Annotated in this window: 15 protein-coding genes; 8 read left to right on the forward strand and 7 right to left on the reverse strand. The window is 70.1% G+C overall.

The window, feature by feature from the left end; translation table 11 throughout:
* Entirely contained in the window at window positions 1-1314 is a 1314-nt protein-coding gene (locus G5B46_RS07125) for a nitrate/sulfonate/bicarbonate ABC transporter ATP-binding protein (RefSeq protein ID WP_165257255.1), read from the forward strand.
* 22 nt (window positions 1315-1336) lie between these two features.
* Window positions 1337-2029, forward strand: a complete 693-nt coding sequence (locus tag G5B46_RS07130) for a hypothetical protein (RefSeq protein WP_205691517.1) — start codon at window positions 1337-1339, stop codon at window positions 2027-2029.
* Window positions 2030-2397: 368 nt separating this feature from the next.
* Here the strand turns inward: G5B46_RS07130 and G5B46_RS07135 are convergent, their stop codons facing one another.
* Both G5B46_RS07135 and G5B46_RS07140 read right to left on the reverse strand, forming a co-directional pair.
* Window positions 2398-3432: an IS110 family transposase gene (locus G5B46_RS07135; RefSeq protein ID WP_165257257.1), complete on the reverse strand. Its 1035-nt coding sequence runs from the start codon at window positions 3430-3432 to the stop codon at window positions 2398-2400.
* 183 nt (window positions 3433-3615) lie between these two features.
* The gene (locus tag G5B46_RS07140) at window positions 3616-3873 is read right to left on the reverse strand and encodes a helix-turn-helix transcriptional regulator (protein WP_165257259.1); all 258 of its coding nucleotides are present in this window, start codon (window positions 3871-3873) and stop codon (window positions 3616-3618) included.
* Between the two features lie 448 nt (window positions 3874-4321).
* On the opposite strand from G5B46_RS07140, the gene G5B46_RS07150 reads away from it, so the two are divergent.
* From G5B46_RS07150 to G5B46_RS07165, 4 genes are all read left to right on the forward strand, one after another.
* Window positions 4322-4825 (forward strand): RNA polymerase sigma factor, encoded by a 504-nt coding sequence (locus tag G5B46_RS07150; protein WP_165257263.1) that lies wholly within the window; start codon window positions 4322-4324, stop codon window positions 4823-4825.
* A 10-nt stretch (window positions 4826-4835) separates the two neighbouring features.
* Window positions 4836-5813, forward strand: a complete 978-nt coding sequence (locus G5B46_RS07155; protein ID WP_165257264.1) for a FecR family protein — start codon at window positions 4836-4838, stop codon at window positions 5811-5813.
* A 208-nt stretch (window positions 5814-6021) separates the two neighbouring features.
* On the forward strand, window positions 6022-9027 hold the full coding sequence (locus G5B46_RS07160; protein ID WP_165257266.1) for a TonB-dependent receptor: 3006 nt from the start codon (window positions 6022-6024) through the stop codon (window positions 9025-9027).
* Window positions 9028-9085: 58 nt separating this feature from the next.
* A complete protein-coding gene (locus tag G5B46_RS07165; RefSeq protein WP_165257268.1) occupies window positions 9086-11530 on the forward strand; it encodes a prolyl oligopeptidase family serine peptidase in 2445 nt (814 codons plus the stop codon).
* Here the strand turns inward: G5B46_RS07165 and G5B46_RS07170 are convergent.
* From G5B46_RS07170 to G5B46_RS07180, 4 genes are all read right to left on the reverse strand, one after another.
* Window positions 11482-13284 (reverse strand): asparagine synthase C-terminal domain-containing protein, encoded by a 1803-nt coding sequence (locus tag G5B46_RS07170; RefSeq protein WP_165257269.1) that lies wholly within the window; start codon window positions 13282-13284, stop codon window positions 11482-11484. The genes G5B46_RS07165 and G5B46_RS07170 overlap by 49 nt on opposite strands.
* A complete protein-coding gene (locus G5B46_RS07175) occupies window positions 13285-13959 on the reverse strand; it encodes a lasso peptide biosynthesis B2 protein (protein ID WP_165257271.1) in 675 nt (224 codons plus the stop codon).
* A gap of 1 nt (window position 13960) precedes the next feature.
* The gene (locus tag G5B46_RS24680; protein WP_276611515.1) at window positions 13961-14086 is read right to left on the reverse strand and encodes a hypothetical protein; all 126 of its coding nucleotides are present in this window, start codon (window positions 14084-14086) and stop codon (window positions 13961-13963) included.
* Window positions 14087-14641: 555 nt separating this feature from the next.
* Window positions 14642-15289 carry a GntR family transcriptional regulator gene (locus G5B46_RS07180; protein WP_165257272.1) on the reverse strand — a complete coding sequence of 216 codons (648 nt, stop codon included), beginning with the start codon at window positions 15287-15289 and terminating at the stop codon, window positions 14642-14644.
* Window positions 15290-15662: 373 nt separating this feature from the next.
* Between G5B46_RS07180 and G5B46_RS07185 the strand changes: the two genes are divergently transcribed.
* Window positions 15663-16145 (forward strand): helix-turn-helix transcriptional regulator, encoded by a 483-nt coding sequence (locus G5B46_RS07185; RefSeq protein WP_165257274.1) that lies wholly within the window; start codon window positions 15663-15665, stop codon window positions 16143-16145.
* A gap of 469 nt (window positions 16146-16614) precedes the next feature.
* Here the strand turns inward: G5B46_RS07185 and G5B46_RS07190 are convergent, their stop codons facing one another.
* Window positions 16615-17427, reverse strand: a complete 813-nt coding sequence (locus tag G5B46_RS07190; RefSeq protein WP_165257275.1) for a DUF2285 domain-containing protein — start codon at window positions 17425-17427, stop codon at window positions 16615-16617.
* Window positions 17428-17570: 143 nt separating this feature from the next.
* On the opposite strand from G5B46_RS07190, the gene G5B46_RS07195 reads away from it, so the two are divergent.
* Window positions 17571-17852, forward strand: a complete 282-nt coding sequence (locus G5B46_RS07195; RefSeq protein WP_165257276.1) for a DUF2285 domain-containing protein — start codon at window positions 17571-17573, stop codon at window positions 17850-17852.
* Window positions 17853-17870: the final 18 nt, after the last annotated feature.

Here is a 17870-nt window from a genome sequence, read left to right on the forward strand (position 1 = left end):
ATGACCTGCATGACCCCGATCCAAGCGCCGCTGGTCGAAGCCAAAGCCGTGCGCCACCTGTACGGCAAGGCCGAGGGCGCCAACCTGCTGGTGCTCGACAATGTCGACCTGACCCTGAACGAGAACGAGATCGTTGGCCTGCTGGGCCGTTCGGGCTCGGGCAAGTCGACCTTGCTGCGCTCCATCGCCGGCCTGATCAAGCCGACCGCCGGCGAGATCACCTTCCCGCCGCGCGAGGGCGGCCCCACCAGCGTCAGCATGGTGTTCCAGAGCTTCGCGCTCTTCCCCTGGCTGACCGTGCAGCAGAACGTCGAGGTCGGGCTGGAGGCCAAGGGCGTGCGCCCTGACGAGCGCCGCCGCCGGGCTCTCGCCGCCATCGACCTGATTGGCCTCGACGGCTTCGAGAACGCCTACCCGAAGGAGCTGTCGGGCGGCATGCGCCAGCGCGTGGGCCTGGCTCGCGCCCTGGTGGTCGATCCGTCGATCCTGCTGATGGACGAGCCGTTCTCGGCCCTGGACGTGCTGACCGCCGAGACCCTGCGCACCGACCTGCTCGACCTGTGGAGCGAAGGCCGGATGCCGATTAAGGCGATCCTGATGGTCACCCACAACATCGAGGAGGCCGTGCTGATGTGCGACCGCATCCTGGTGTTCTCGTCCAATCCGGGCCGGGTGGTATCGACGATCAAGGTCGACTTGCCCCAGCCGCGCAACCGCCAGGACCCGGCCTTCCGCGAACTGGTCGAGCGGATCTACGCCCAGATGACCCGCCGCGAGCTGCCGCCGGCCACCGCCGCGCGCGATGGCGTATTCCCGGGCACGGGCCTGTCGATGGAGCTGCCGCGCGTCTCGACCAACGTCATGGCCGGCCTGATCGAGGCCCTGCATGCCGCGCCCTTCGACGGTCGCGCACCGATGTCGGACCTGGCTTCGGACCTGCAGTATGAGGCCGACGAGCTGTTCCCCATCGCCGAGACCCTGCAGCTGCTGCGGCTGGCCGAGCTGCGCGAGGGTGACCTCGTGCTGACCGCCACGGCCCGCCGCTACGCCGAGGCCGATGTCGACGCGCGCAAGCAGATCTTCGCCCAGCAACTGCTGACCCACGTGCCGCTGGCCGCCCACATCCGCCGGGTGTTGGACGACCGGCCCAGTCATGCCGCCCCCGCCAGCCGGTTCCGCGACGAGTTGGAGGACTTCATGTCTCCCGACTACGCCGACCAAACCCTGCGGTCGGTGACCAACTGGGGCCGCTATGCCGAGGCCTTCTCATACGACGAAGGCGTCGACCGCTTCTCGCTGGAAGACCCGACCTAGCATCTCGCCAAGGGGGCGAACCATGATCGTGAAGACCTTCCTGGGCGCGGCCATCCTCGCGTCCAGCCTCTTCATCGCACCCGTGGCCTGGGCGTCAGGCAACGAGCACGTCGTCGATGACGCAACCGTCGAAACGCCGGGCGTCTGCCACCTGGAGGCTTGGACCACACGGTTCTCGCCGCGTCAGGGTCTTGTGAACCTGTCGCCGGCTTGCACCCGCAAGGCCTGGCCTCGGCTGGAACTGGGCGCGGGCATTCAGCATGCCTGGACCGCCGATGGCGCGTCGGACACCCTGGCCGGGCCGGCCCTGAAGCTGAACCTACTGCCCGAGGAGAAGGGCCTGGGCCTCGGACTGGCTGGCTCGGCGGCCTACAGCGTGCGCGCCGGGCGGCTGGAGACCGCTGGCCTGATCGTCCCGCTGACGATCCCGGTCGGGCAACGGTTGCGCATCAATCTCAACGCCGGCTGGAGCTACAGCCGCGTCGCCGCCCGGCGCGACGCGGCCTTCTACGGCGCCCAGGCCGAGCTGAGTCTGACCCGCGACTTGACCCTCATGGCAGAGAGCTTCCGCCGAGGCGGCAGCCGCCCCGGCGGTCAATTGGGGTTGCGTTGGAACCCCGCTGGCGGCCGCTTCGACTTCGATTTTGTCGCCGGGCGTAGGATCGATGGCGACAGCCCCAGGGCGGTCAGCCTTGGGGTGACCGTGCGGCGGTAGATGCTTGAACTGCGGCGATGGCGGTGAGGCTAATCGGGCTCCGCAATCTGGACGGATGCTTCGAATGTCACCCTCGCGGCTCTGGCTCGCCAGGTCGCAACGATCGCTACGAAGTCATCCGCCCAGCGCCGCGTCGTCCGCCCCGCACGCGGAGCAGATCTCGCAACGTATTCTCGGCGTGGGTCTCGACCACCGGGCTCATGGTTCTCTTCGAGGTCGGACATGCCGCCTCAGCATGGGTTGTTCGGAGGGAGGCGCCACCTTGTAAGCCGCGCGATCTGCGTCGCGTCGAAAGCTACGTGGTCGTCCGGCCCGTCGTCCCGGCAGTGCGATCTCCGTCGCCGGAGTGATTGCTGGCGTTCAGGGCCTCATGCTTGAGCCACTCGCCATTCGAACTCGGTGCCGTCGGTCCAAAGCGCGTGCAGGAGAACCGCGAGCTTGCGTGCCACGGCGACCTTGGCCCGCTTCAGTCCGATGCGCTGGACGAGGCGGATTCCCCAGGCCCGCAACGCCGACCAGCGCGAGACCTTGAAGAGCAACACGCCCGCGGCTTCGTAGAGGTAGGTTCGCGCCAGCTCGTCGCCGGTCTTGCTGATGCGCCCAGTCCATTCGGTCTCTCCGGACTGATGGACCTTCGGCACCAGACCAAGATAGGGCCCGGCCGAACTCGAGCTGGTGAACCTGGATGGATCGTCGATCGCCGCCTTGTACGCCAGGCCAGTGAGTGCGCCGATCCCGGGCACAGTCATCATCCGGCGCACGTCGGGATCTTCCCGCGCCAGGATCAGCAGTTGCTTGTTCAATGCCGCCAGTTGGACGTCCAGCTCGGCGCAGATCTTCAGCATGGGTTCCACGACGGGAGCGACCCACGCCGTCTCAGCGACGATGGCGCGCACCTTGGCGAGCCAGCCCCGGCCTGCGGTCGACGTCCGCGTCAGGCCGAAGGTTTTGAGCACGTTGCGCAGCTGGTTGGCGAGGTTCCGCTTGATGGCCAGCAGCTGACGCCGCGCCATCAGGAGCGACCGGACGAACTGCGCATCGACGCTGCGCACCTTGGCCTCCCGATACCAGCCCAGGCGTACCAGCTCGGCCAGGCCGCGTGCATCGTTCTTGTCGGTCTTCTGGACGCGAAGGGAGAGCGCGCGGTGGGCGTGGCGCGTGTCGAGGCAGACTGCGGGCAAGCCCAAGGCTATCAGCTCTCGCCAGAGCCACCCAGCCGTCGTTCCCGTCTCCAAGCCCACGCGCACCACCTGACCGACGACATGCCGGCGGACGGCGGCGGCGATCGCCGCGCTATCGGTGACCACCTTGCCCTCGAAGAGCCTGGCACCCGTCTCGTCGATCACGCAAATGCTCGTCTCGGCCAGCGAGACGTCCAGACCTACATACGATTGCTTCTGCACAGCGGGCCCTCCGGTTGATCCGGAGCCAGTCTCTCACAACGAGTCCGCTTCCGGACCGCTGTTACGCCATGTCACCCGTAGGGCCGAGACCGCGAAGCGGGCTCGGCGGCGGCGGCGTAGCCGGCGCCGTAGAGCGCGGTCGCGCGCTTGCGCGCGAGACGCCATAGAAAGCCGTCTCGAAGATCAGATCCGAATACGTGCTGGAACCTTCGATAGCAAGACCCCGAAGAGAGTCGCGGGATCTTGCTTCATGGCGCGCGCTAGGACGATGAATTCCAGAACATCGACGCGTCGCTGCGATCGTTCAATCAGAGAAATGAATGTTTGGTCCTTGCCGACAAGCTCTGCGACCTCAGTCTGTGTAAGGCCAGACCTCTTCCGCGCTTCAACCAATACCTGCACCAAATCGGCATGTGCACCGTCGAAGATCGTCTTTGGCATGGGTTAGCCGGCTGTTGAACCGGCACCCCAGCTATATGGAAAATTGCCATAGGCATTTTTTCCGTATTAATGGCTCTGCGCTAACCTGCTTCCCTCGAGTGCTCTGACGCTACACGGGAGAAGAGTTGCTCGACGTCCACCCCCATTGCTCTACCAAGCGCAATGAATTCAATGACATCGACACGCCGCTGGCCGCGCTCGATCAGTGAAATAAAGCTCTGGCTTTTCCCAACTCTCTCGCCAACAGCGGCTTGCGTCATGCCTCGTTCAAGCCTGGTGGCTTTGAGCATAGCGACCAGTTCAGCATGGCCGGGATCGAATATTGTGCTCGCCATGCGGGACCGATCGATCGTTGATCGGCACGTCAGATATACGGAAAATTCGCGTATGCAGTTTTTCCGTATTTCGCTACGATTCAGGCCGTACCGTACGCTCCGGACCCCGGCCCATGCCTCCCCTCGACGGCCCCCTCATCGCCCCGCCCGCCGCGCCCAGCCCGCTGGCTGACGCCTTCCTGCGTCACGAAAGCTGGCTCCTCGACGCCCTGACCCGGCGCTACGGCCCGACGGCCGCGGCCGACATCGCCCAGGAGACCTTCCTGCGCGCGCGGACGGTCCCTTACGAGACCGTCCGCCACCCGCGAGCCCTGCTCTTGAAGATCGCGATGAACCTGGCCTCGAACCGGTTTCGGAAAGCCAGCCGGGAGGTCCTGGTCGATCCTCGCGACCCGGTGTTCGAGCGGGCGCCGGCCCCGCCCAGCCAGGACGAAGCGGCCTTCTTCGTGCAGATGATTATGGCGCTGACGCCGAAGTTGCGCGATGTATTCGTGCTCAGCCACGTTAAAGGGCTAAGCTATCGAGAGATCGCGCAGCTGCGCGGCATCTCGGTGAAGGCGGTGGAAAAGCGCATGAGCCTGGCCATCGCCAAGTGCGCCGAGTTGATGCGGGGTTAGGGTCGACGTCATGATCGACGACAGGACCAAGGCGCAGAGGGCCGACGAGGAGGCCGCCGCCTGGTACGCCAAGCTGAGCGCCGGGCGCGTCGGCAACGACGAGCTGGCCCGCTTCTTCGACTGGCGCTCGCAGACGCTGAACGACGCCGCCTACAGCCGCATCGAGGGCCTGACCACCGCCACCCGCGCCCTGGCCGACGATCCAAGGCTGCAGGCGCTGGCCAGCCAGGCCCTCGAGCGTCCGCGCGAGGCGCAAGTCCGCTCGCGCAGGGTCGTGACCTTGAGCCTCGGCGCCGGCGCGATCATGGCCGCCGTCGCCGCCAGTTTCGTGTTCGTGCATCCCGGCGAGCAGACCTACCGCACGGCGCTGGGCGAGCGGCGGGCGATCAGCCTGGAGGATGGATCCAGCGTCGCGCTCAACACGCAAAGCCAGGTGCGCGTCAGGTACTCCAAGGATCGCCGCGACCTGGTCCTCGACAAGGGCCAGGCGCTGTTCTCGGTCGCCCACGACAGGGGCCGGCCCTTCGTGGTGAAGGCCGGCGACACCGCCGTGCTGGCGACCGGCACGCGCTTCGAGGTCTACAGGAAGGCCGACGAGGTCGACGTCACCCTGGCCGAGGGCCGGGTGGAGGTCAGCAAGACAAGATCGAAGGCGCCGCCGGTCGTGCTGTCGGCCGGCCAGAGGCTGGCGGTGACGCCCAGGGCGACGACGCCGGTCCGCAGCGTCGACGTCGCCGCGGCCACGGGCTGGACCAACGGCCGGCTGATCTTCCGCGATGCGCCCCTGGCCGAGGCGGTGGCGGAGGTCAACCGCTACAGCCGACGCCGCATCGAGCTGTCCCCCGACGCGCCGGCGACGCAGCGGGTCAACGGCGTGTTCGACGCCGGCGACACCGAGGCCTTCGTCGAGGGCGTGACCATGCTGCTGGGCCTTCGCGCCACCCGCCAGGACGGCGGCGTGACGCGGCTGTCGCGCCAGGCCGGCTAGGCGCAGACCAGCGCCCGCGGGTCCCGCCCCCCCACGGCGACACGCCTCCATCCCAAGCTGCCAGGGCTGTCGGCCCTCAAGGACCTTCCGCAGGCTGAAAAATTTCTCGCCTCGAGGTAGGGTCGAGACGACCCTGGCGTGTCTCTCCCGCCAGGCGTCCTGACATAAGCCAGCCAATCCGGCTGCCGGGGACGCCCGGGGGAATGGAATGAGTGGTTTGTTTCGTCGCTTCGGCCTGGGCGCCAGCCTGGCGGCCCTGAGCGTCGCCACACCGGCGCTCGCCGCGCAGAGCAGCGCCGCGCGCGAGGTCGACATCAGCATCCCGTCCGGCCCGATGGGCGCGTCGCTGTTCAAGCTCGCCCAGCAGACCGGCGTGCAGATCATGTTCACCAGCCAGATGGTGGCGGGCCGCCAGGCGCCGGCCTTGAGCGGCCGGATGACGGCCGAGGAGGCGCTCAACCGCCTGGTGGCGGGCTCGGGGCTGGAGGTCCGTCGCGCCGGGGTCAAGGTGCTGATCCTCAGCGGCCGCGACGGCCGGGTCCTGCCGGCGGCCACCGCGCCGCTCGACGCGGCCAGCGCCGATCCAGCGGCCGCGCCCGTCCCGCCTGCCGAGGCGCCGACCGAGCTTTCCGAGATCGTCGTCGGCAGCCACATCCGCGGGGTCAAGGACGGGCCGTCCCCCGTCGTCGTGCTCGACCGCGCGCAGCTCGACCGCGAGGGCCGCGCCACGGTCGCCGAGGCCCTGGCCGCCCTGCCGCAGAACTTCGGCGGCACGGCCACCGAGCAGACCCTGCGCACCGGCGCTGATCCGCTCGGCACCAACGCCAGCGAGGCCAGCGGCGTCAATCTGCGCGGCCTGGGCGCGGACGCCACGCTCGTGCTGGTCAATGGCCGGCGGCTGGCCGGCACGGGCCTGCGCGGCGACTTCGCAGACGTTTCCTCGATCCCGATGAGCGCGGTGGCGCGGATCGAGGTGCTGCTCGACGGCGCCTCGGCCCTCTATGGCTCCGACGCCGTCGGCGGGGTGGTCAACATCGTGCTGCGCGACCGGTTCGACGGCGCGGAGACCCGGATCATGGGGGCCGCGCCGACGCGCGGCGGGGCCACGCAGTTCCAGTTCGGCCACAGCTTCGGCAAGAGCTGGGACAGCGGCCACGCCATGGCCTCCTACGAGCACAGCCTGCGCGACCGGCTGGCGGGGCGCGACCGGCGGGTCGCCGGCGACGCCGACCTTCGCTCCCTGGGCGGCAGCGACCACCGCCGCTACTACGCCAGCCCCGGCAACATCCTGCGCGGCGGCGTTCCGGCCTACGCCATTGCGGCCGGGCAGGACGGCGCGGCCCTGACGCCCGCAAGCTTCCTGGCGGGCCAGGTCAATCTCGAGAACTTCCTGGCCAGCTACGACCTGATGTCGCGCCAGCGGCGCGACGCGCTCTATCTGAGCTTCGCCCAGGACGTGACGCCGAGCATCGAATTCTCCGGCGAGGCCCGGGCCAGTCGCCGCCAGTTCAACGGCCGCGGCTCGGCGCAGTACGCCTCGATCGTCGTCACCCCGGCCAATCCCTATTATGTCTCGCCGACCGGGGCCGGTACGGAGACCATCGCCTATTCGTTCCAGCGCGAGCTGGGCGGCTCGCGCGACGTCGGTACGGCCGACACCCTGGGCTTCTCGCTGGGCGGCCAGGCCCGCCTGCCGCGCGGCTGGCGGCTGGACGCCTACGGCGCCTATGGCGTGGAGCTGCTCGACCTGATGAGCAGCGGCCTCTTGCATTCGGGCCGGCTCAATGAGGCCACGGGGCGGGTAGCCGACGATCCGGCCACCAGCTTTCGCACCTCGGCGGACGGCTACTTCAATCCGTTCATCGGCCAGGGCGCCAACGCGCGCCCGATCCTGGACTTCGTCACCAGCGGCTGGAGCCGGCGCAAGACTCGCGGCGAGACCAGATCGCTGAACCTCAAGCTCGACGGGACGATCATCGAGCTGCCGGCCGGACCGCTGGCCCTGGCGGTCGGGGTCCAGACCCGCACCGAGGGCCTGCGCAGCGGCGGTGAGACCTTCACCTCGGGGACCAGAGCCAGTCCCAACGCCTACAAGGACATGAGCCGCTCGGTGAACGCCGCCTTCGCCGAGGTGCGCGCGCCGATCTTCGGCGCGGCCAATCGCCGGGCGGGCCTGGAGCGCCTGGAGCTTTCGGCGGCCGTCCGGCGCGAGGACTACGGCGGCGAGGTCAAGAGCACCGACCCCAAGGTCGGGCTGATCTGGAGCCCGGTCGCCGGCGCCACGGTCAAGGCCAGCTACGGCACGTCTTTCCGGGCGCCGGCCCTGACCGAGATGAACGACCCGGCGATCTTCGCCCCGACCATCCTGCCCAACGGCCCGGCCTCGGTGATCTCGATGCTGATGTACGGCGGCAACAAGGATCTGAAACCCGAAACCGCCAAGTCCGCGGCCGTCACCCTGGATCTGGCGCCGGCCGCCTGGGGCGGGCTGAAGACCTCGCTGACCGTCTATGAGACCCGCTTTGAGAACCGCATCGGCCAGCCGGGACGGGAGAACCTGCTGACGGTGCTGTCGGCGCCGGAGTTCGCGCCGTTCCGCGCCTTCGTGTCGCCGGCCGCCAACAGCGCCGACTACGCGCTGATCCAGTCGATGATCGACGCGCCCAACTCCTATGCCCAGGGCGTCTTCCCCACCGCCGCCTATGGCGCGATCGTCGACGCGCGCTGGGTCAACACCGGCGAGGTTCTGGTCCGGGGCGTGGATGTCGCGGGCCAGTACGCGACACGGATCGGCGAGGACCCGCTGGTGTTCAGCGGTTCGGCCTCCTGGCTGGTCGACTACAAACGCAAGGTCACGCCGACCTCCAGGGCCGTGGACCTGGCCGGACAGGTCGGATCGCCGGCCGATCTGCGGCTTCGCGCCAGCGCGGCCTGGACGCACAGGGCGCTGACCACGACCCTGTCGCTGAACCATGTCGGCGACCTGCGAGACACCGCCGGCAAGCGGGTCGCGCCGTGGACCACGGCGGACCTCAACCTGACCTACGCAGCGCAAGGCGGACGCCTGGCCGGTCTGACGGTCGGGCTGAACCTCGCCAACCTCACCGACGAGGACCCGCCGTTCTACGATTCGGCGCTCGGCATCGGCTACGACGCCACCAACGCCAACCCGATCGGCCGCGTCGTCAGCCTGCAGCTGACCAAGGCCTGGTGATCCCGCGGGGGCGCGGAAAAACCGCGCCCCTCTTTCCTTCCCGATCCGGAGACCGCCCATGCGCCGCCTCGCGCCGCGCCTGCTTGTCTGCGCCTGCCTGTTGGCCGGCGCCGTCCAGGCCCGCCCCTTCACCATCGACGACCTGCTCGATCGCCAGCGCCTCGGACCCGTGACGCTGTCGCCGTCCGGACGCTGGCTGGTCATGCAGTCGACCGCCCCCTACCAGACCATCGCGCGCTACGAGCTTGCGGAGTTCGCCGACCGCACGATCAGCCGCCTCGACGTGGTCGAGACCCCCAACGGCCGGCCTCGCCGCCTGTTTCCCGACGATGGCTACGGATATCTCGCCGGCCCCTACTCGCCGTCGGGCGAGATGATGGCCGTCACCCGGGTGCGCGGCAAAGACCAGGAGCTCGGCTTCGTCACCCTGGCCACGGGGGCCGCGACCTGGACGGGCCTTGCGCCGCTCGACAACCTCTTCGGCGCGACGGTGCAATGGATCGACGAGACCACGGTCGCGGCCATCGCCCGCGATCCCGACCAGCTCGGCTTCGCGCCCAACTACGGCTGGCAGCTGCGCGAGCGGCTGAAGATGCAATGGGCGCGGGCCGCCAGCGGCCAGGGCAGCCTGGCGGCCGTGGGCAGCGGGCGCTACCTGGGCGTCGGGGCCTCGCCGCCGGCCCGCCGGGTGGTTCGGATCGATGTCGCGTCGGGCGCCCACGAGCCTCTGCTCGTGGCCGACGCCTTCGACCTGCAGCTCTCGCCCGACCATCGGCGCCTGGCCGTGCTGCTGGCGGCCGAGGCCATGCAGCCCGATCCCACGCCGCCGGCCGGCCAGGCCGAGCCGTTCCGGCGCCATCGGCTCGCCGTCATCGAGTTGACCGACGGCGGCGCCTGGTGGCCGCTGCCCCGTCACGAGGCGGCCCTCGACCTTTTGTCCTGGTCGTCCGACAGCCAAAGCTTGCTGGTGTTCGCCAAGGCCGATCCGGCCGACTGGGGCGCGGCGGCCTACTGGCGGATCGAGCCTGGGCCCAGACGCGCTCGCGCCATCGAGACGCCGGGACTGTCGAGCGCGGTCGGGGCCAATATCCACGGCATGCGCATCGCCCACGGCCAATGGATCGGCCAGGATCCGATCATCCAGGCCAGCGCGACCGGCGCGGGGGCTTCAGGCCGGCGCGACTGGTATCGCCTCGCCGCCGCCGGCCCCGTTCGCCTGACCGGACAGCTGCCGACCGGAGCGCGGCTGGCGGCCGCCGACGACGAGGGGGCGGTCTTCACCGATGGAAGCAGCAGCTGGCGGGTCGCCCCGGACGGGGCCTTGATGGCCAGGCTGGACGGCGCGCCGGCGCTCAATCTTGGCGCCTCCGGCGGCGAGCGGATGATCGTCAACGACAAGCCGCCGCCGGCCCGCCTGCTGCTGGGCAAGACCAGCGCCCACGACACGGTCGCGATCACAGGCCTGGAGGCGACCTCGCCTGGCCCGGGCGTGGCCATTCCCAAGGCCGAAACCCTGCTGGCGGCGAGCCGGCCGGACCTGGCCGTCAGCCGGCGCACAGACGCGCGCGGCGTGGACACGCTGCTATTGCGCACGCCCGCGGGGCCGCCGCGCGTCGTGCTGACGCTCAACGGCCATCTGGCGGCCGTGGACCCGGCCCTGTCCCGCCCCATCCTTCACCCGGGTCCGGACGGACGCCCGGTGACGAGCTGGCTCTATCTGCCGCCGCACCAGGCGGCCGGCGCGCCCGCGGCGCTGATCGTGGCCGCCTATCCCGGCCATGTCGGACCGTCCAGCGCCCAGGGCCTCTCGCCACCCAACGGCTATGAGTATCCCAATCCCCACCTGCTGGCGGGCGCGGGCTACGCGGTTCTCGTGCCGAGCCTGCCGCTCGACCGGCGTCGCGAGCCGATCGAAGGCCAGGCCGAGGACATCCTGCGAGCCGTCGAGGCGGTGAAGGCGTCCGGCGCGCCGGTGGACACCGACAAGATGGCGCTGTGGGGCCATAGCTACGGCGCCTATGGGGTGCTGGCGGCGGCGACCCAGAGCCCGCGCTTCAAGGCGGTGATCGCAGCCGCCGCGTCCCCCGACCTGTTCGCCGCCTACGGGCGCGGAGCGCTTGGTCATGGCGTCACCGGCGGATCGGGCTGGGAGGTGAACAACGCCATGGGCTGGCTGGAGACCGGCCAGGCGCGGATGGGCGCGCCGCCCTGGAAGGACCCGGACAAATACCTCCGCAACAGCCCGATCCTGCGGGCCGACAGGATCACCGCCCCGGTGCTGATCATTACAGCCGACTTCGATGGCGACCCCATCGGGGGACGGGCGATGTTCAACAGCCTTTACCGCCAGCGCAAGGACGCCCTGCTCCTGACCTATCTGGCCGAGGGCCACCAGATGGCGGTGAGCGCCAACCTGCGTGATCTCTACGCTCGCGCCCTGGCCTTCCTCGCCGATCAGCTGGCGCCCGCTCCCAAGGGCGCGGGCGCGACAGCCGCGCCCTGACCCTCGCCGGCCAGCCGCGCCGCCCACGTCCGAACCCACGCCTCGACCACGACGGCGCGCATGATCTCGCCGGTGTGATCGCGCCAGATCAGTTCGTCGGGCTCGAGCATCGGCGCCAGGCGGGCAGGGTCGACAAGGCCCTGCTCGACCAGCCGGCCTTGCAGCAACCAGGGGCGCAGCAGGTCCGCGCTCGCGGCCAGGCTGCGGGCGAAGACGGCGGTGACGTCGCCCTTGCCGCGGCGCGTCCGCAGCGCGGCGGGCAGCATGTCGGCGAAGGCCGCCCGCGCCAGCGGGCGGTCATGGTCGCCGATCGCCAGCAGGGAGGCCGGCAGGGAGAGGCACAGCTCGACCAGGGGCTGGCTGAGCAGCGGGTTGACCACCTCGGCGACATCGCCGCGGCGACTATCGCCCTGCATCATCAGCGTGTTGACCAGGGCCCGGATCTGAACGCGCTTGGCCCCGCCGACGCCCTTGAGGTCGGCAAGCCAGGGATGGGCCGTTCGCGCGGTGCGACGCGTCAGATAGCGCGGCGCTGCAAGACCCGGCGGGCGGCGTCCTCGCGGACCGAAGGCCTCGATGAGCACCAGGCCGACATTGCTGCGCAGCCGCTGGGCCAGGACGCCGAGCCCCCTGGCTCGCCCGACGAGGCAGGCCCCGCCGCCGACCAGGTCTCGCGCCAGCGCCGCTTCCGGCATCTGGTAGAACACCACGTCGCCGCCGTGGCCGGTGAACAGGGCGTCGGCCTGCAGGGCCGAGAGCCGCCCGGCCATGTCCCGGTCGTACTCGGCGTCCTGGGCGCTGAACGGCGGTCGCAGAGCCTGACCACGCAACTCGAAATCAGCCGGATCGAAGCGCAGATCGCCCCGCGCCACGGAGGTCAGGGGCTGGCCGATGCGGTCGGCGACGGCCCGCGCATAATCGCGCTCGTCGCCCGCCGCGTGCGGCCAATGGAGGTTGGTCAGGGCCGCGATCGGGGCCTTTGCACGCGCCAGGTGCAGGGCCACGAGCGAAGAGTCGAAACCGCCGGAGACCTCGGCGACGATCGCCCGCCGCCCCACGGCCAGGGTCCTGACGCATCCGTCGACGCAGCGCGCGAGCCGCTCCTGAGCCTCCTCGACGTCGACGCCGCCCGATCGCCACGCGTGGTCTCCAGGCGTCCAGACCGCGCGGCGGCCGCCGTCCGCGCACGACCACAGCTGGCCTGCCCCGACCTGCCGGATCCCCGTCAGACAGGGCTGGGCGCTGATCAGGGCGATGTCGGCCAGGAGATCGCCCACCCGCTCCCAGTCGATCGCCAGGCCAGGCGGGGCGGCTGGCCCGCAAACAGGCGGATCGTCCCCGACCAGGGTGACGGGTCCGACCGACCAGGTCACGCATTCGAGGCCGCCGAGCGGATCACGAAACACCGTCGGCGCTCGGTCGCGCGCCGTGAACAGGGCGACATAGGCTCCCCAGGCGCAGCGCGACAGAAGCGTCGCGCCATCGCCCGCCTCCAGGCCCGACAACAGCGAGAGGTCGAAGGCCGCGGGTTGTCCGGCCAGGCTCGCCTCGGTGTCGTGCAGGCGGCCCACGGCGACCCCGCATTGTCCCGGCAGGGCCTGTACCGGCGGCGGGCGAGCGCCCCGCACGAGCGCCAGGAGGCAGAACGCCTCATAGGCCACCCGCCAGCCATCGGCCAGCAGGGCGTCCTTGAGCGTCCCGGCCAGATCGCCCGGTTGGCCGGGCGGCCAGTTGAGGACGAGGTAGCCGCGCATCTAGACCACCATCAGCGGCGTATAGGCCGCCAAGCGCTCATGGTCGTCGTCGAGGGCGACATCGCCCGCCTGCAGCCAGCAGTGCGCGGCGAAGGGCCAGGTGCGCACCCCGATCACCCAGTCGGCGTCGAGCCCCAGGCTGCGCAGATAGATCAGCATCATGTAGCTGCGTTGCAGGCAGGCCCCGCCGAACGGCGCCCAGGGCCGCAGGGCCGCATACGCGACGCACGCGGCTTCGAGCCGGCCGGGCGGAGACGGCGCAGGCCGGCGACGACGCCGGGCGCGCTCGAGCAATCCCCCCAGGGGCAGCAGCCGAAAGTCGCGCTCGGCGGCCAGGCCCGCGCCGACAAGGCGCAAGGCCGCGCGGCCGCCCGGCCAGAAGGGCCCGGCCCATAGATCGATGCTGCGACGGGGAAGCCTCGGCGGCGCGCGGCGAGGCTCGTCGCCTTGGCCGATCATGCCGGCGGCTTGCAGTTGCGGCGCGATCTCGTCGTGGACGGCGCGGACGACGCCGCCGGCGTCGGTTGAGAAAAGGCCGGCGGCGGCGGCGAGGCAGTAGTAGGCGTCCGCGCCCTCGTCGAGCAGGACGACGTCGTCGTCGATGGCGACGCCATGCACGCCGGCCGCCAGCGGCGCGGCGCGCCCGGATCGCGCCAGGGACGCCGACGCCGGCACGTCAGGCCGCCAGCTTGAAGTAGAGGGTCGGATTGAGCGGCTCGAGGAAGGTGCCCAAGAGGCAGGCTCGGGTCAGGCGCTTGGCGCTGCCCAGCTTGATGCAGCGCGGGGTCATGTTGGGGTTCATCGTCAGTCTCCGGATGGGAAAGCTGCCAAGACCGGCCCCGCTGAACGCGGGGCCGGCAGCCGTTTCAGGTCCCCGGCAGGTAGAGGACCATCGAGAAGGGCTCGTTGATCGAGCCGCGGTCGATGGACTGGGTCAGGCGCTTGGCCGAGCCCAGCCGCCGCAGCAGAGTCTTGCGGATCATGGGATGCGTCCTGGTTGAAGCCGCGGGGTCGCGGCCTGTTCAGCGGGCGCTCGGCCGGTTCGATATTCAAATGATATCTGTTCGATTTTCGCGGGGCCGACTGGGCGCCGCCCGGCGATCGCCCGGCCATGAAAAAAGCCGGCGCCGGACAGGCCGGCGCCGGCTCATAGTCGACCGCGAAGCCGCGGTCAGGTGCCGGGGATGTAGTAGGCCGGGTTCAGCGGCTCCTGGACCGAGCCCTTGTCCGACGACTGGGTCAGGCGCTTGGCCGACCCGAACCGCAGCAGGGTGATCTTGCTGGTCATGACGTGCCTCCTGGCAGATGCGTCGCCTCGTTGGCGGCCTCTCAAGCCAGCGCCCCGGCCCTTCGATATTCAAATGATATCCGGTCGATATTTCTCCGCGCCGTCGGCGAGCCGGACGATGGCGACCGAGGCGGCCATCCGACGGCGGTGATAGCGCCGGACCAGATCGCGCAGCTGCCGGGCCTCGCCGACTTCATAGGCCGCCACCAGGCCGAGCGCTTCTGACCGCCGGTCCGGGAACATCCGGGCCTCGATCGGCTGGAACGGGGCCAGTCGCTCGGCGCACCGCTGGTGCGCGCGCAACAGGACGAGGTCGTCGGCGCCCTGAACGAGCTCCACGAACAGGGCCTCGACGACCAATTCGGGCGTATGGCCGCCATCGGCCAGAGCCTCGACATAGCGCAGGGACTTGCTGCGGTGGTCGGGCCCGGCCGGGCCGGAGACGCCGCTTGGGGTCAGGTAGCGGAGGCGCAAGGCGTAGAGCTCGGCCAGGGTGCGTCCATCGAGGCGCGGGCGCGTGTAGGCTGGTCCGGTCTTTTCGACCAGATCCTCCCCGGCAAGCCGCGACAGGGCCTCGCGCACCGGCGTAGGCGACAGGCGCAGTTCGGCGGCGATCAGATTGATCGGCAGCGGCGCGCCCGGCGCGTCGACGCCGCTTCGCAGGCGGCGCCGCAGAGCGTCGAGCGCTTGACCGAAGGCGTCGCGCGGCGGCGGCAAGGGACGATATTCTCCGTGGCCGGAGGACTGTGCGCGCAACGCCGCCCTGCGCGCAGGCTCATCGGCGCAAGCCCGCCGACGACGCCTTGTCGTGCGGCCGGACCCTTGGCGCGGACGGCTCCACCGGAAGCTCGGCGCTTGGCGCGTCGCTACGCGAACGAGACTGCCGCACGGTTCGTGCAGGATTTTCACACGCCCAAGGCGGTTTGTCGGCAACCCGACATTGGAAGAGCCGCCATTCGCCCGTGGAACCCCGTCAGACAGACGGTGGCCGGCGAAAAGACCGGACCGAGCCGTCAACTTTACGTTAGGTTGTGCATTCGGCGAACTAGTCTCGTGACCTTTCTCATCAGATAGAGCGTAGAGTAGAGCTTTGGTCGAGGCCGCATCCGACGACCTGGCGCGTCAGCGTCAGCTTTTGTCGACGATTCTGAAGCAGATCCGTGGACTGCGCCGAATGCGCGCGCCTGAGGTCGCCGCCAGGATGGGGCTCAAGCGTCGGACCTACTACAGTTTCGAGGCGGGCGAGGGCCCGCTCGACCTCGCCAAGATCTGGCGCTTCGCGGACGCGACCGACAGCGATCCGGTCGCCATCATGGACGCCTTGCAGCTGGGCGACCCCGACATCGCTCTGCGCGCGATGGACAACAAGGCCTCGTCGATCCTGCTGGGATCCTACAGGCGCTTCAACGACCGGGTCGGCGACCGGCTGACCACGATCACGCCCAACATCCTGATCGAGGCCTTCAAGCGCCCATTCGACAGTCTGGAGGAGCATCTGGACAAGCGGGATCAGAGCACGGAGCGCTGGCTCGAGGAGAACCTGCCCAAGATGATCCCGCCGGAGGAAGACTAGGGCGCGCGCCGCCCCTCACGGCGTCCGCTGCGCCCCAAGACCACAGCGCGGCGTCGATAGCGCTACGCTCGGGATCGACGGGCGCGGCAAGGCCCCAACAGGGTCGAAGCAGCGTCGAGCCGCCGGCGGCCGCCCTGGCGTAGTCGGCGCGGTAGCCCGGGTTGCGCCGCAGGAACTCCCAGGCCAGCTGCGTCAGATCACCGGCGTCGACCGCGGACGATGACAGGTCGCGGCCGACCGCGAGGCTGAGGGCGAGACTGGTCTTGGACATCGGAGAATTGAGACGCAGGTCGGGCCTTGCCGACAGGCTGACGCCGTCCCGCCGGCTTGGCCGAAATGCGTTGGCGCCCCGCCAAGGAGGCCTGTGCTGAGGCTTGGGAACAGTGTGCAGGTCTCCTGCACATACTGCCGTCGAAAGGCTCACAACTCGTGCAAAGGCTACGGTCGCCGCCAAACCATCCACAGCCTCTCACGGGCAGGTCGCGGCGGCCCAGGCCGGCGATCGCCAAACCGTGATCGCCGCAGCGCCGATCGGGCCCGCGGGCAGCAGGCCGAACACCCGGCGATAGCCCCCGGCCACCAAGTGCTGCGAGCTCCGCACCAGCCGCTGGATGCGCATGCGCATGTAGGCGGACTGGCTCGTCCAGTCTTCGGACACCCGCGCGGCGCCGAACAGCAGACAGGCGATCTCTCGTTGGCTGGCGCCCCTCTGGCGCGCGTCGAAGGCGCGCAGGGCCGCAAGCCAGCGGAGCGGCCGACCCCGCACCCCGGCCGCGGCGGCCGGCAGACGCCCTGTGTCGCGCAAGGCGAGGAGACGTCGCACGCCGTCCAGCCCCGCACCGCCTTTCCCCTTGGCGGGCAGTGGGTAGAGCAGTCGGATCGCGCCCCCGAGAACGTCCCCGCCGATCACGGCGAACCGCAGCCTGCGAACGCCGTCCGCCACCATGACCTGGTGGGTCCCCGCCGCGTTGGAGACCACGACGGTGGCGAGCGGCAGGCGCCGGATGTCGATGGCGTCGGTCTCGCCGCCTCGCGCCGGGGCGTGCAAGAACACCGGCATCGAAGGGTCGGTCTCGAACCGCCACATGGCGGCGGGAACCGGACTGGACGCTGGGCCAGCGCCAGCGAAGCACAGATCGGGCGGGGCCCTGCCAACCGAGCCGTCCGCCGCTGTGGCCCGCCGCGCGAACTCCCAGGCCCAGGCCGAAGCGTCGGCGTCGAGCAATGGCCGGTAGGCTTCGACCGACCGCCAACCTTCGTCCTGTCTCAATGCGTCAGCCATGGCGACCCGGTGAGCAGGCCCCCCCGCAAGGAAGCATTCGCGGCAGCGAACATCCTGTCGAGCACGGGCGCGGCTTGCATCGGACCGGCCAACGGTCTTGTCTGGCGTCGCCTGACGCCGACCATGAGAGCCGAAAGTCGCCTTTGGACCTGGAACACGACATCGCCGGCGAAGTGGTCGGCTCCGACGACCTCACCGACTACGATCTGGCGCACCTGACCACCTACTTGCGTCTCCTCGACGCCGAGGAGGAAGGGGCTGACTGGAAGGACGCCGCTCGGACGATCCTGGGTCTGCGCCCGCAAGAGGACGAGGCGGGCTCACGCCGGTGCTGGGAGACGCATCTTGGACGAGCGCGCTGGATGACCCATACCGGCTACAAGCTTCTCCTGGCTCGCGGTCGCCGGCCGGCCGGGGACAGCTGAAAAAGCGTCGCCCCGCGA

The organism is Caulobacter sp. 602-2, from assembly GCF_011043625.1.
GTDB lineage: Bacteria > Pseudomonadota > Alphaproteobacteria > Caulobacterales > Caulobacteraceae > Caulobacter.

Excerpts from the sequence above, each read along its gene's own strand:
- G5B46_RS07150 (WP_165257263.1), top strand. The coding sequence starts at position 4,322 with ATGCCTCCCCTCGACGGCCCCCTCATCGCCCCGCCCGCCGCGCCCAGC.
- G5B46_RS07140 (WP_165257259.1), bottom strand. The coding sequence starts at position 3,873 with ATGCCAAAGACGATCTTCGACGGTGCACATGCCGATTTGGTGCAGGTA.
- G5B46_RS07190 (WP_165257275.1), bottom strand. The coding sequence starts at position 17,427 with ATGGCTGACGCATTGAGACAGGACGAAGGTTGGCGGTCGGTCGAAGCC.
- G5B46_RS24680 (WP_276611515.1), bottom strand. The coding sequence starts at position 14,086 with ATGAACCCCAACATGACCCCGCGCTGCATCAAGCTGGGCAGCGCCAAG.
- G5B46_RS07170 (WP_165257269.1), bottom strand. The coding sequence starts at position 13,284 with ATGCGCGGCTACCTCGTCCTCAACTGGCCGCCCGGCCAACCGGGCGAT.
- G5B46_RS07165 (WP_165257268.1), top strand. The coding sequence starts at position 9,086 with ATGCGCCGCCTCGCGCCGCGCCTGCTTGTCTGCGCCTGCCTGTTGGCC.
- G5B46_RS07125 (WP_165257255.1), top strand. The coding sequence starts at position 1 with ATGACCTGCATGACCCCGATCCAAGCGCCGCTGGTCGAAGCCAAAGCC.
- G5B46_RS07160 (WP_165257266.1), top strand. The coding sequence starts at position 6,022 with ATGAGTGGTTTGTTTCGTCGCTTCGGCCTGGGCGCCAGCCTGGCGGCC.
- G5B46_RS07155 (WP_165257264.1), top strand. The coding sequence starts at position 4,836 with ATGATCGACGACAGGACCAAGGCGCAGAGGGCCGACGAGGAGGCCGCC.
- G5B46_RS07130 (WP_205691517.1), top strand. The coding sequence starts at position 1,337 with ATGATCGTGAAGACCTTCCTGGGCGCGGCCATCCTCGCGTCCAGCCTC.